At 54.6% G+C, this 12,670-nt stretch carries 12 protein-coding genes and 1 tRNA gene; 7 read left to right on the top strand and 6 right to left on the bottom strand.

The features are described 5' to 3' along the window. Positions 1–174: 174 nt before the first annotated feature. On the top strand, positions 175–1,020 hold the full coding sequence (locus NQZ67_RS28700; RefSeq protein WP_257452737.1) for a MurR/RpiR family transcriptional regulator: 846 nt from the start codon (positions 175–177) through the stop codon (positions 1,018–1,020). A gap of 75 nt (positions 1,021–1,095) precedes the next feature. Here NQZ67_RS28700 and NQZ67_RS28695 read toward each other — a convergent pair whose 3' ends face one another. Both NQZ67_RS28695 and NQZ67_RS28690 read right to left on the bottom strand, forming a co-directional pair. Then, positions 1,096–1,455, bottom strand: a complete 360-nt coding sequence (locus NQZ67_RS28695) for a DUF4870 domain-containing protein (RefSeq protein ID WP_257452735.1) — start codon at positions 1,453–1,455, stop codon at positions 1,096–1,098. 190 nt (positions 1,456–1,645) lie between these two features. Then, positions 1,646–2,200, bottom strand: a complete 555-nt coding sequence (locus NQZ67_RS28690; protein ID WP_257452733.1) for a DUF2569 domain-containing protein — start codon at positions 2,198–2,200, stop codon at positions 1,646–1,648. Positions 2,201–2,317: 117 nt separating this feature from the next. Between NQZ67_RS28690 and NQZ67_RS28685 the strand changes: the two genes are divergently transcribed. Beyond that, entirely contained in the window at positions 2,318–2,710 is a 393-nt protein-coding gene (locus NQZ67_RS28685; protein ID WP_257452732.1) for a hypothetical protein, read from the top strand. Between the two features lie 61 nt (positions 2,711–2,771). Here the strand turns inward: NQZ67_RS28685 and NQZ67_RS28680 are convergent, their stop codons facing one another. After that, positions 2,772–4,070 carry a copper amine oxidase N-terminal domain-containing protein gene (locus NQZ67_RS28680; RefSeq protein WP_257452730.1) on the bottom strand — a complete coding sequence of 433 codons (1,299 nt, stop codon included), beginning with the start codon at positions 4,068–4,070 and terminating at the stop codon, positions 2,772–2,774. A 174-nt stretch (positions 4,071–4,244) separates the two neighbouring features. Next, positions 4,245–4,781 (bottom strand): hypothetical protein, encoded by a 537-nt coding sequence (locus NQZ67_RS28675; RefSeq protein WP_257452728.1) that lies wholly within the window; start codon positions 4,779–4,781, stop codon positions 4,245–4,247. Positions 4,782–4,882: 101 nt separating this feature from the next. Between NQZ67_RS28675 and NQZ67_RS28670 the strand changes: the two genes are divergently transcribed. Continuing rightward, positions 4,883–5,479, top strand: a complete 597-nt coding sequence (locus NQZ67_RS28670; RefSeq protein ID WP_257452727.1) for a TetR/AcrR family transcriptional regulator — start codon at positions 4,883–4,885, stop codon at positions 5,477–5,479. A 372-nt stretch (positions 5,480–5,851) separates the two neighbouring features. Here the strand turns inward: NQZ67_RS28670 and NQZ67_RS28665 are convergent. Then, positions 5,852–5,928: transfer RNA gene (locus NQZ67_RS28665), tRNA-Arg, on the bottom strand. A 191-nt stretch (positions 5,929–6,119) separates the two neighbouring features. Here NQZ67_RS28665 and asnB point away from each other — a divergent pair. From asnB to NQZ67_RS28645, 4 genes are all read left to right on the top strand, one after another. Further along, on the top strand, positions 6,120–7,967 hold the full coding sequence (asnB, locus tag NQZ67_RS28660) for an asparagine synthase (glutamine-hydrolyzing) (RefSeq protein ID WP_257452726.1): 1,848 nt from the start codon (positions 6,120–6,122) through the stop codon (positions 7,965–7,967). A gap of 202 nt (positions 7,968–8,169) precedes the next feature. Further along, a complete protein-coding gene (locus tag NQZ67_RS28655) occupies positions 8,170–9,396 on the top strand; it encodes a carboxylate--amine ligase (protein WP_257452725.1) in 1,227 nt (408 codons plus the stop codon). Next, a complete protein-coding gene (locus tag NQZ67_RS28650; protein ID WP_257452724.1) occupies positions 9,396–10,397 on the top strand; it encodes a lipid II:glycine glycyltransferase FemX in 1,002 nt (333 codons plus the stop codon). The genes NQZ67_RS28655 and NQZ67_RS28650 overlap by 1 nt, the downstream gene beginning before the upstream one ends. Before the next feature lie 54 nt (positions 10,398–10,451). Next, entirely contained in the window at positions 10,452–11,543 is a 1,092-nt protein-coding gene (locus NQZ67_RS28645) for a C39 family peptidase (RefSeq protein ID WP_257452723.1), read from the top strand. Between the two features lie 409 nt (positions 11,544–11,952). On the opposite strand, the gene cuyB is transcribed toward NQZ67_RS28645, so the two are convergent. Then, on the bottom strand, positions 11,953–12,669 hold the full coding sequence (cuyB, locus tag NQZ67_RS28640) for a cysteate racemase (RefSeq protein ID WP_257452721.1): 717 nt from the start codon (positions 12,667–12,669) through the stop codon (positions 11,953–11,955). Position 12,670 lies beyond the last annotated feature (1 nt).

Genomic DNA, 12,670 nt, shown 5'->3' with positions numbered 1-12,670 from the left:
TTCAATTGGTCTTTTCGTTTCCAATAGTAAAGAAGGTATGTTTTCGTATCGTCAACGCGATTTAAGTATATTGTAAATAAAATTTCATTATGTATTATATGCAAAAAATATTTCACAAGTTTTCATCCTGTGCTATACTCGGGCGAAGAGAAGACTTTCGAGGTGATTCGTAGTATGACGGAGATTAAATGGGGAACGGAGCTCTCCTCCCTGTCCAAGAGCCAGCAGGCGATAGCGAACTATATTATGGGCGCTTTGCCGCACATTCCGTACTGCACGGATGAGGATATCGCACGGCAAGCCGGGGTCAGCACGGCGACGGTATCCCGATTCTGGCGCGCCGTGGGCTACGCGAATCTGAAGGCCTTTAAGCTTCATTTGCTTCAGAACGGACAGGCAACCCCGGCGAAAAAAATGAAGCAAATTCTCCGCAAAGTCGATCATGCGGAAGCGGATATCATCACCGAGATCGCTGACATCGCGGCATCCAATGTCACGGAATCGGGGAAACGCTTGGACCGGGAGCAATTCCGGCTTGCCGTCGAGGCCGTCCATGAAGCGCGCAAGCTCTATCTGTTCGGGGGAGGCGCCGCCGGATGCGCGGCCGAGCTGCTCTCGTTCCGTCTGAACCGAATCGGCGTTGACGCCGTCCGAATGGCGGCGAGCGGAAGCGAGCTGCTCGAGACCCTGATGCATGCGGGGGAAGGGGACGTCTTGCTCTTGTTCGGATTCGTGAAGCGAACCCCGGAGCTGACCGTGCTGCTGGCGCATGCCAAGGAAGCGGGCTGCCGATCCGTGCTGATTACGGATTTGCTTGTTTCCGATATGATTCAGGAATGCGATTATTGCCTGCAGATCGATCGGGGAGAGATGGACGGCTTTCATTCCATGACGGCGCCCATTGCCGTGGCGGAGGCTTTGGCGGTCGGGGTTACGAAGAGAAGAGACGGTCAAGCGATGGAGAAGCTGGACCGTCTGAACGCGCTGCGCAAGCGATACTCGGCCCAACTGCCCAAATAGAAGCGCAAACGACAAAACCCGGGGTGTCCTTTGTAGAAGGATACCCCGGGTTTGGTTTTGCGGCGCGCGCAAAGTCTATTTTATAAAACGAAGGGTCATCGGGTAGCGGTACAGCTTTCCTTCGTTGGCCTTGACGGACCCGATAATGACGAAGATGATCCAGAAGATGCCGAGTGCAATGAGAAGAAAGACGCCGATGACGATCAGGCACAGAACAGCCCCTACAATGGCGTAGATCGCGCAGCTGATCTGGAAGTTGACCGCTTCCTTCCCTTGATCGTTGATGAAGGCCGATTGGTCCTTCTTAATAAGCCACATGATCAGCGGGCCGATAATCGTACCGAATGGAACAATGAATCCGCTGAAGGCAAGGATGTGGCACAGCATGCCGTATGTCCGTTCTTCATTGGAAACGGGGTAGAAGGGTTGATTCAAGTTGTTTCCTCCTCTGCGACGGGCCGTCCATCGCGTAATATATTGCGCTGTGGCATTATATGCGGCAGGAGCCTCGATGTAGTACCGCGCGTCTTAAGAGAAAGTTGTCAAAAGACGCTGAATGTTGAAAGCCGCGGGGCCCATCCATATAGTAGCAGAAAACTCTCAATTTGCGATAGATAGCATTTTACTACCGAATGAACGTATTGGCTACGCGCTCCGACTTCAAGAAGTAGGGAATCCAGATCGCGCATGTAATGGCGGAGCGGACAATATCGGTATAAATGCCGGTGTCGCCGCCAAGCACGCCTGTCTCCCTGTCAATGATCTGCATCAGCACCGAATCCACGACCGTCAGGAGCAGGTTGCCTGCGTAGAGAATAATGAAGAAGCGCGGGACAAACGATTTTCTCATATAGAAGCACGTGAAAAGGATGATGACGGCAAGCAGAGTGAGTAAGCCGTATGCGGTTTCAAAGATAAGCAGCGGTCCCCATAAAGGGTGATACCATTCCGAGCCCGGAGTGGCGAAAACCTCCCATACCTCGGGCTGGAAGGAGGGGATGAAGGTTGTAAAGATCGAAATAAATCCGCCGATTAGGGTGATGTACAATCCGATCTGCACCAAAATCAGCCACCCGCCAAATCCGGAAACGCCTAAGGGCAGGGTATCGTACTTTTTCTCTTCCTGTAATGAAGCCTCCAGTGTCAGCACATCCTTTTTGTAATTCGCAGTTTGCAACATCTTCCATGTCCATGACGTTTTGTAAATTGTGAGCTTCCACGGATTGGATAATTAACGCAATTCCTTCAAATATACCATCGAACCACAAATGTGTATAGACACGCAAGGAGGAGTAGGGTGAACAAGAAGAAAACGTCAGTGTTGCTCGCGGCGGCGCTCCTTTTTGCAGCGGCTTATATTATAGTGGGCCTTCGTATCTCTGATCAGGCCAAGGAAATCGTCAGAACAGCCATGATGCCGCCCTCCATGATTCAGGCCAATATGACCAAAGAGGTGTACAACGAGCTTTACCCGCCTATGAGAAGAATGACCGGCTACGAGGACAGCTATGAACAGGATCGCCATCAATACGGCATTAAGGGATTTCCGCTTCATCTCTTTTTTGTCGCTAAGGTTACGGTAGAGAATCGTTATGACGGTGACCGGTTGGGCTTCCTTGAGGAAGTGGAGCTCGGTGTCAAATGGCGGAAAGGGCAGTGGGTGGCTACGGATGTTACAACTCTGCCCTAAGCGACAACAAGCCGGCGTTCGCTTGCTCCGCGAGCAGCGCCGGCTTGTTGCTAAACGGTGACTAATCGGTATCTACATAAAAATTAAGCCCGCCGATCTGAACGTCCAAGTTGTCCGGCGCGTCTTGAACAAAAAACAGCTTATGCACCGTCCGCCCGTCATTATAAGCGAATGTGATCGAATTACCCCGAATGCGATAAGTGCCCGTGCTGCCGTCCGTAGACACGCTATTCGTAACCGAAGAACCGGCATCGAAGCTTCCGAGGGTGGTGCTGTCGGTCTCGAACGCGCCGTTCGGGTAAAACGTGATGTACTCCGTTGAAGATGAAGAGAAGCCCGTAATGCCGACAAAGCCCCAGTAGGTAATGTTCTGGAACGTGTTATCCAGACGGAGATCGTCCGCAGCCGGCTGCACGGCCGTCAGCAACACGTCGTCAATGACAAGCTCGCCTTTCTCCAGCTTGATGCTTAGCTTCTCGCCGCTGCTAAGCGTCAAGCTGCCGTTGCTGATCGTATAAGACAAGCAGCCGTCCCTCTTGCAATCTATTGTTTCGGGACCGCCCTCCGGCGGTTCGCCGACCAGAACCTTCCCGCCCGGCAGGAAGGTATAGTAATGCCAGCAGATGCCGCCGCATTCATAGCCACCGAAGTCGTCGCTGAAGCCGTAATACATCCCTTGCAAGCTTGAGAGGGTAATAGGTTCGCCAGTCGCCGGCTTGTATGTGCCGTCGCCCTTGGGTTTATCCGGCACTTCCCCCGCTGGTATCGAAGGGGACGGATTCAACGGAACGGCCGGATTAGGGTCGGGATGTGTCCCGCTCGAATTATTCTGCGCCTCCCACTCCGACGCCAGCTGTCTCATTTCCTCCATGGTCACGCCAAGCGACTCGGCAAACTCTTCCGTAATGATCGTGATCTCTCTAAGCTTGTTATCCCAGACTACGATGGCCCCAGTGGATTCGCCGACGAAGCGAAGCGGCACGAGCGTATGGCCCGATACGATCCGGGGAGGCTGGAGAAGCGGGAGCTTCTTGCCGTTCACGTACGCTTCTTTGCTGCCGATCGTCAGCTCAATGCTCAAGTCGTCCTTCGTCCCCGTCACAAGCCTCTTCTCTGCATTCCACCCGACCTTGAGGCCCATGGCTTCGAACAGCACACGGAAGGGGACCTGCGTTGTCCCGTCTTGGAGCATCGGATCTACGGCGAATTGCAGCTGCGAATCATTTAGAAATACCTTAATCGGCGGTGCCTCCGCCGCTTTTGCCGCTCTCGGCGAAGCCAGCGCGGTCATGGCTACGGCCAGCAACAAGATAAGTGCCGTCTTCCAGACAGATGCCTTGCTTGGATACCTAACAAACACGGATCTCGCACACTCCTTATCATCTCTTTGTGGAACGCGGGCATCGCGTGATCCCGACGCCCCATATGTATATTGTCGAATGAGTGGAAACAGAAGCGGATAGAAAAAAAAGAACCGCGTGACGGCGCGGTTCCAGGGCTTTTGTGAGGATAGAGAGGCAGCAGGAAGGAAAGGTTAGGCCTTGGCTTTTTTCGGCCAAATGCTGAAGCTGAAGCTGTACAAGAAGTCGACTGTAATCGCGATTGACCATATTCGCAGAATGCCTTGCAGGCTCTCGGTCCGTGAAACATCGTCTACATACCAAATCATGCCGAGCAGCACGAGTCCGCCAATGATCCAAGCCAGCAGATGGTGGAACCACATCCGGCGCTCATAGCGCGCATGCTCAGGGCCGTGCTTCGGCCTCGGTTCCGGAGCGGGACCGCCCGCGAACCGGTGTGCGAAGCGTACGTCCGCCCACGCGATCATCTTGTGCCCATATGCGATGGATACCCCGATATAGATCGCTGAAATCCCGTGAATGGTCGTGGCGACGGCGCCGCCGCGTAGATCGATGACCGTCGCGATGATGAGCACCAAGTCGACGACCGGGGTCAGAAGGAGAAGAATTGCGCCCAGCGTCTTCAAGCGGAGCAAGTAGCGGCTAGCGAGACCCGCGAGCACGAGCACCCAGAATCCGATTTCGCAGCCGATGATGAAAGCCGTAATCATAGAATGAGGCCACTCCCTTTTTAGTACAGTTGTATTACTTAAATGATAAACTCATTTTCGCACAATTGTATTAAAAAAGCAATTCATGTTAAAATAAAACCATGCCTAAAATCGTAGATCATGATCAACGCAGGGAACAGCTGGCGGAAGCGGCTTGGCGCGTCATACGCCGGGATGGGGTGGAGGGAGCATCCGTGCGCAGCGTCGCGGACGAGGCCGGGATGTCGCTCGGCTCGCTGCGGCATTACTTCACGACGCAGTCGGAGCTGCTGGAATTTTCGATGCGGCTGGTTTCGGAGCGAGTTAATAAGCGGATTCAGAATATGACATATAGCGGGAACCCTCGTCAGGATATCGAAGCGATTATCGGCGAGTTGGTCCCCCTTGACGAAGAGCGCCTCGCGGAATGCGAGGTGTGGCTTGCTTTCGTCGGGAGCGCGCTTGCGCATCCGAAGCTGAGGGAGCTCAGCGAAGAAGTGCATGATACTTTGTACGCGGGCTTCAGGCGAATCGTGGATTCGCTTATTCAGATTGGCATGGCGAGACCGGAGACCGACCCCCATCTGGAGGCGATGCGTCTTCATGCGCTGGTGGACGGGCTTGTCGTGCACGGCGTAACGCGTAAGCAAACGATGTCGCCGGAGGATATTCGACAGGTGATTGTTTATCATTTGGACCGGATGGCAGGCGAGGGGTGAAATCATGAATATCTCAAAAAAAGAAGTACTCCTATCCTTTCTGACGGGCGCTCTTAGCGCAGTTATCTTTTTTGGCGTTTCTCTGTTATTTGAGGATGTTGTTCGGACTTTCTTTATTCTTATCGCTGCGTGCCTTACGACAGTGGGAATATATGCTGTCGTTTATTGTATCCAGCACTTCAGCACGACAAGCGCTCGTTACTTGTTGCAAATGCTTTTTACGGCTCTCCTGCTATTCAGCATAGCCGGGTTACTGCTAATCCTATTATCAACATAAGAAAAGCTACCTCATTCAAGGTAGCTTTTTTGTCGGTTGCCCAAAAGACTCCCCTAAAAAACAAAAAACCTTGCCATAACAAGGTTTAGGAAAGCTGGCGCGCCCGATACGATTCGAACGTACGACCTGCAGTTTAGGAAACTGTCGCTCTATCCTGCTGAGCTACGGGCGCGCAACACTACACATTTTAACATGCGGGGTTGGGGGCTGCAAGACTCCTCCGCCGAATTCGTCCATTTGGTTCATGCCTTCAGGTACCGCTTCCATTAAAATAGAAATTTGGGGTTCTATTATTCGACAATGACCCCGCGTTAACGGTATCATGTAGAGAGTGCGATTGTACGAATTTAGAGGTGAACTCATATGTGCGGTTTTGTAGGTTATATCAAAGGAAACAACAGCATCGATCATCCTTCCGTTATTGAAAATATGCTCGAAACGATCATTCACCGCGGTCCCGACAGCGGCGGCGTACATGAGGACGACAGCGTCGTGCTCGGCTTCCGCAGGCTCAGCATCATCGACTTGTCGACGGCGGCTAACCAGCCCTTGTATAGCGAGGACGGGAACATTGTTCTCGTGTTCAACGGCGAAATTTATAACTTCCAAGAGCTTCGCGAGGAGCTGAGAGAGAAGGGGTACACGTTCCGGACGTCCTCGGACAGCGAGGTGCTGATTTACGGCTATCTGGCCTACGGCACCGACCTTCTGCAGCGCCTTCGCGGCATGTTCGCGTTCTGTATCTGGGACAAGCGGGACGGCACGACGTTCATTGCGCGCGACGGCTTCGGCATCAAGCCGCTCTACTACACGCGCCATACGGCGGACGGCACGTTCCTGTTCGGCTCGGAGATCAAGTCGTTCCTGCCGCATCCATCCTTCGTGAAGGAGCTGAACAAGGATGCGCTTCGGCCGTACTTGACGTTCCAGTATTCGGCGATGGACGAGACGTTCTTCAAGGGCGTGTACAAGCTGCCGCCCGCGCATTACATGGTGATCAAGAACGGCGAGATTACGATTCGCAAATATTGGGACAAAGCGTTCCGCGAGGAAGAAAACACGCTCGAGCATTACACCCAGCAGATTCGAGAGACGGTACAAGAGTCGGTAGCGGCGCACAAAATCAGCGACGTGAAGGTCGGCTCGTTCCTCTCCGGCGGCATTGATTCCAGCTACATTACGGCGCTGCTTCGCCCGAACAAGTCGTTCTCCGTCGGCTTCGCCGATTACGAAGCGATGTTCAACGAGACGAACCTGGCGAAGGAGCTCTCCGAGCAGCTGAACGTCCAGAACGAACGCAAAATGGTAACGGCGGAGGAGTGCTTCGACGCGCTCCCGACGATCCAATACCACATGGACGAGCCGCATTCCAACCTATCGTCTCTGCCGCTGTATTTCTTGGCGGAGCTTGCCCGCAAGGATGTAACGGTCGTGCTCTCCGGCGAAGGAGCGGACGAAATTTTCGGCGGCTATCCATGGTATCAGAATTCTCCGAAGATGGAGAGCTACGAAAAGCTGCCTTATGGCATCCGGCGCACGGTGCACCATATCGCGAAGAAGCTGCCGAAAAACCGGATTTCGGAGTTCTTGATCAAGGGCGGCCAGAAGGTCGAGGAACGGTTCATCGGGGAGGCGGTTATTTTCTCCGACGAGGACGCGCTTGGCGTCCTGAAGCCGGACTATCGCAAAGGCCCGTCCGTCGCGAGCATTACGCGCAAGGTGTACGACAACGTGCAGGGCGCGGACGACGTGACCAAGATGCAATATCTCGACCTGCATCTGTGGCTGCCGGGCGATATCCTGCTGAAGGCGGACAAGATGAGCATGGCGCATTCCATCGAGCTTCGCGTGCCGTTCCTCGACAAGCAGGTGATGGAACTCGGCAAAAAAATCCCGTCCCGTCATCGCGTCAACGCGATCGACACGAAATACGCGCTGCGTCAGGCGGCGCTCCAGGACCTGCCTGAGGAATGGGCGAATCGTCCGAAGCTGGGCTTCCCGGTTCCGGTTCGCCACTGGCTGCGCGAAGAGCGCTACTACAATCTCGTGAAGGAGACGTTCTCCGCGGATTACGCGCAGGCTTTCTTCAACACGGACAAGCTGATCGGCTATCTCGACGAGCACTACCACGGCCAGAAGAACCGCGCCCGCTACATTTGGACGTCATACGTGTTCCTGGTCTGGTACAAGCGGTTTTTTATTGATATGTAATTAAATGAAAGTTCAAAGAGTTCGCCTTTCAGCACCGAGAAGTTTGGATGAAGCTAGGAAATGAGGAGCGGAGCGTAGCTGGAAGCTACGTGAGCACCGGAAGTTCCGGCTGAATTCAAAATTCGAAGTCGATTAAGCTTCAGGGAGATGCTTCGTGATCAAAGGAGTACTCTTTGAACTACCTTAAAAGGAGATTGATTAAGTGGCTAAGCAGGACTTTATCCCCGTCATTCTCGGCACCGATATTAACGCCTACGGCATGGCGCGCTCCTTCCACATGGAATACGGCGTGATCAGCCGCTGCATAGGCAAGGGCCGGCTGTTCATGACGAATTACTCCGATATTACGACGATCAAAGTCGTCGAGAATCTCGATGACCCGGCCGTCTTCGCGGACGAGATGATCGCCTTCGCGCGCGAGCTAAAGCAAGAAGCGGACAAGCTCGTGCTTATCGCCAGCAGCGACAGCTACGCGGAGCTGGTCATCCGCAACCAGGACAAGCTGGCGCCTTATTACGAGCTGCCGTTCGTCGCCGAGAAGTGGATCGACGAGCTGCTGTACAAGGACCGTTTCTACGCTCTCTGCGAAGAGTATGGACTCGACTACCCGGCGACGTATATCGTGACCCAAGAGAACGCCGCATCGCCGCAGCTCCCGTTCGGCTTCCCTGTGGCTCTCAAGCCCGCGGACAGCATCGCGTATCTCGAAGCGTCGTTCGAGGGCAAGAAAAAAGCTTACATTATTAAGGATCAAGCCGAGCTCGAGAGCACGCTGAAGGCGATCTATGGATCGACTTATACCGGCAAAATGATCGTGCAGGACTTTATTCCGGGCGACGATTCCAACATGCGCGTACTGAACGCTTACTCCGACCAGAACGGCAAAGTCCGCCTCATGTGCCTCGGCCGGCCGCTGCTGGAGGACTGCACGCCGACGCTTGTCGGCAACTACGTGGCGATCGTGAACGAATACAACGAGGACATCTACAAGCAGTACCAGCAGTTTCTCGAGAAGCTGGGCTACACGGGGCTTGCCAACTTCGACATGAAGTACGATGCACGCGACGGCAAATACAAAATTTTCGAAATCAATTTGCGCCAAGGGCGCAGCAGCTTCTTCACGACAGGCAGCGGGTACAACCTGGCGAAGTTCATCGTGGAAAGCCTCGTTTACGGCAAGCAGGAGCCTACGGTCTACGCGAACACGGAGCATCTGTGGCTCGGCGTGCCGAAGGAGGTCGCGTTGACCTATACGGAGGACAAAGAAGCCGTCCAATATATGAAGAAGCTCATTAAGGAGAAGAAGTACTGCATGACCCTCCAATACGACGCGGACAAGGCGATCAAGCGCTGGTGGCACGTTCGCAAGTATTACAAGCAGTATGAGGACCGGTACAAACAATTCTACGAGCAGAAAGGAAATCTGTAATGCCGATTGTTGACAACACGAATACAGAGGAACTGGACCGCTACGAGCGGTTCGTCCGCACGTCGCCTTATGCGACGACGACCCAGGATACCGGATGGTCCGAGGTGAAGAGCAACTGGATTCCCCTCTACGTCTATCTAGAGGAAGCGGGGGAGATCGTCGCCGCCATGTCCGTTCTGATGGTGAACGCCGTAGGCGATCAGAAGCTTGCCTATTGCTGCAAAGGCCCCGTTTGCGATCCGAAGGATGTGCAGCTGGTAGACCGTCTTATGAAAGAAGCGGAGGCGGCAGTAAAGGAGCATAACGCGTTCGTGCTGCGAATTGATCCCGAGACGGCCTTCGACGAAGAGCTGCATAACCGGTACGCCGAGCTCGGCTATGTGCTTCGCAACCGCAACGTATCCTCGAAGGATACGACGCAGCCGCGCTTCAACATGGTGCTCGATTTGAAAGGGAAGACGGAACAGGAGCTCTTGGAGAGCTTCCATCACAAGACCCGCTACAACATCCGGTTGTCCGAGCGCAAGGGCGTTACGACGAGATACAGCACGGAGAAGGCGGACTTGGAAATCTTCCACGATCTGTACGTGGTCATGAGCAACCGGCACGGCATCTCGTACCGGCCTTACGGCTATTTCTCCCGCATGCTGGATGCTTACCGCGACTACACTCGTGTGTATTTGGCGGAGCATGAAGGAGAGATCATCGCTTCAGCTGTCGCCATCAGCTATGGAGACAAGACGTGGTACATCTACGGCGCGAGCGGTAACGAGAAGCGCAATCTAATGGCTCCTCATCTGCTGCAGTGGGAAATGATTAAATGGGCGGTGGAGCAGGGCAAAGAGCGGTACGACTTCGGCGGCGTGTTCAAGCTGGACCAGTCGGACGGGCTGTACCGGTTCAAAGAAGGCTTCTGCCACCCTGACCGCTATTCGGAATATATTGGCGAGATCGACCGCGTGTTCGATGAAGAAGCGTACCGGAAATTCGTAAGCCAGTAGTGCAGCAGGTCGCCGGACGCATCGGCAATAAGTCAAACATGGAGGGACGGACAGTTGAAGAGGCTTATCTTGTTAATGTTCGCGGTGGGCTTGATCGTCGTCGCCGTTCTGGTCGCAAAGGAAGGGCTGGAGCTCGGAGGCGGCGGAGCGGGACCGACCGGAGGCGCCGGAGGGCAAGCGGAGAGCACGCCTAACGTTGTCGAAGAGGTTATCGAGCAGGGGACTATTACGATTATTCATACCGACAGCGCATCGCAGCATCCGATTCCGGGGACGGAGTTCGAGATTCTGGACGGCAGTACGAATCGGACCATCGAGACCGTAACGACGGACGCGAACGGAAGGGCCGTGACTTCTCCGCTGGATTACGGGGATCAGTACGTGGTGAAGCAGAGCAGCGTCATGGCGCCGTTCGAGCTAAGCCTTGAGCCCGTCAGCGTCTCTCTTCAGCAGGAAGAGAAGGAATTAGCGGTAGCGAGCTCCATTCCGGCTTTTGTGAAAGGTTATGCTTGGGGCGAGGATGGGAAGCTCAATGTTTCTGAAGTGTATATCGATGAAGTTCCGGTCGTCATGCAGAAGCCGGAGCTTCCGAACGGCTGCGAGATCACGTCGCTCACGGCGGTGCTGAACGGCCTCGGCTTCGACCTGACGAAGGAGAACATGGCCGACAACTACCTGCCGCAGGAGCCGTTCTACCGCAAGGACGGCAAGCTGTACGGAGCTGATCCGAACAAAGCGTATGCCGGCAATCCGCGGGACAAAATCGCTTGGTTCTCGTATGCTCCCCCGATCATCGAGGCGGCGAACAAGGTGTTCGACCAGTTCGGCGGCGATTATACGCCGGTCGATCTGACGGGCAGCACGCGGGAGCAAATCTACGCCGAGCTCGACGCGGGACGGCCGGTCGTCATTTGGGTAACGCTCGATTTGTCGCCGCCGAAGGTGACGTCGTCGTGGTATTTCAACACGACGGGCGAGCTGTTCAAGGCTCCGGTCAATTTGCACTGCGTCGTGCTGAACGGCTACAATAGGACGAACAACACCGTGCATGTCATGAATCCGCTGCAAGGGCAAGTGACGTACGACGCGGACCAGTTCTTCGCCTCTTACGATGCCCTTGGCACTCACGCGCTGGTCATCCGCTAAAATCAAAACCTCCGCACTTGCGCGATCTGAAGCGCTGTGCGGAGGTTTTTTGGTTTGCTTGGCCGTAGCCCTTGTCTGTTATTTCGCAGAAGTCTCCTCGCACCTGCAGAGGAGGGAGTCTCCCAGAGGGGAAGATAGCGGCGATAATGGCACTATTGTCGATTGATAGAGCTGCCGGGATAATAATAACGGCTATTTTGGTGCTATTTTTGTCTGAATCCCCGGAATGCTCGTACTCCGGAGCATTTAACATTAAGATATCCGTTATTTGTGGTGCAAAGCGAGTTTGCGGCTATATTAACGGTAGTTTTGCCACTAATCGTCCAACCTTAACCCTCCCAGCCCGTTCGGCAAGCCGCGGGCTAGTCCCGGTCGTCTCGGATTGCCGGCGAGTCGGCCGCAAGCCGTCCTAAGCCTGACCCTTCACGGACCGGCCTGAGAGCGTGATCGAGCGCTCGACCAGCACTTGCATGGCGTCCACGACGCCTTCTACATAGTCGGGCCCAAGCTCGATGCAGCTCAGCTCGGTGCACGCCAGGATGACGCAGCCGCAGCCGTGCTCCTCCTGAAGCTCGCGGATCAGGACCTGCAGCTCGTCCGGGGAGAAGTCCATGTCCCGTTTCACGTTGGAGTAGATAATTTTCATCACCTGCGCCTGCGCCGCTTCGTCCGGAGCATAATGCTCCATGCCGTATTTCTCGCACGCGCGGGCATAGACGCCGCTCTTCATCGTGCCGGACGTCGCCAGCACGCCGACCTTGAGGCCGCTGCCGTAACGGTCGCGGATCAAGCGCACCGTCTCGTCGACCATATGAATGATCGGCACCGAGGTCATGGCCTGCATCTGATCATAGAAGTAATGCGAGGTGTTGCAAGGGATGGCGATATGGGCGACCCCTGCTTTCTCGAGCAATGCCAAGTCACGCTCGACCGCTTGGAGAAACCGCTCTTCCGTCCCTTCGAGAATGACGGTCGTTCTGTCCGGAATGGTCGCATGATTGAGAATAATCATGTCGACATGCTCCTGGTCGCGCTGGGCGACGGTGTTCTCGATCACTTTGTCGAAGAAGACGGCGGTCGCCTTCGGACCCATGCCGCCTATGACGCCTAAGCTTTTTTGATCCATG

The organism is Paenibacillus soyae (assembly GCF_024623455.1).
Lineage (GTDB): Bacteria > Bacillota > Bacilli > Paenibacillales > Paenibacillaceae > Pristimantibacillus > Pristimantibacillus soyae.
Note: the sequence above shows the minus strand (reverse complement) of the source record. Positions and strands in the feature narration are given on the sequence as shown.

Coding starts and splice junctions, on each gene's coding strand:
- NQZ67_RS28700 (WP_257452737.1), top strand. CDS start 175: ATGACGGAGATTAAATGGGGAACGGAGCTCTCCTCCCTGTCCAAGAGC.
- NQZ67_RS28690 (WP_257452733.1), bottom strand. CDS start 2,200: ATGTTGCAAACTGCGAATTACAAAAAGGATGTGCTGACACTGGAGGCT.
- NQZ67_RS28675 (WP_257452728.1), bottom strand. CDS start 4,781: ATGATTACGGCTTTCATCATCGGCTGCGAAATCGGATTCTGGGTGCTC.
- NQZ67_RS28670 (WP_257452727.1), top strand. CDS start 4,883: ATGCCTAAAATCGTAGATCATGATCAACGCAGGGAACAGCTGGCGGAA.
- asnB (WP_257452726.1), top strand. CDS start 6,120: ATGTGCGGTTTTGTAGGTTATATCAAAGGAAACAACAGCATCGATCAT.
- NQZ67_RS28650 (WP_257452724.1), top strand. CDS start 9,396: ATGCCGATTGTTGACAACACGAATACAGAGGAACTGGACCGCTACGAG.
- cuyB (WP_257452721.1), bottom strand. CDS start 12,669: ATGGATCAAAAAAGCTTAGGCGTCATAGGCGGCATGGGTCCGAAGGCG.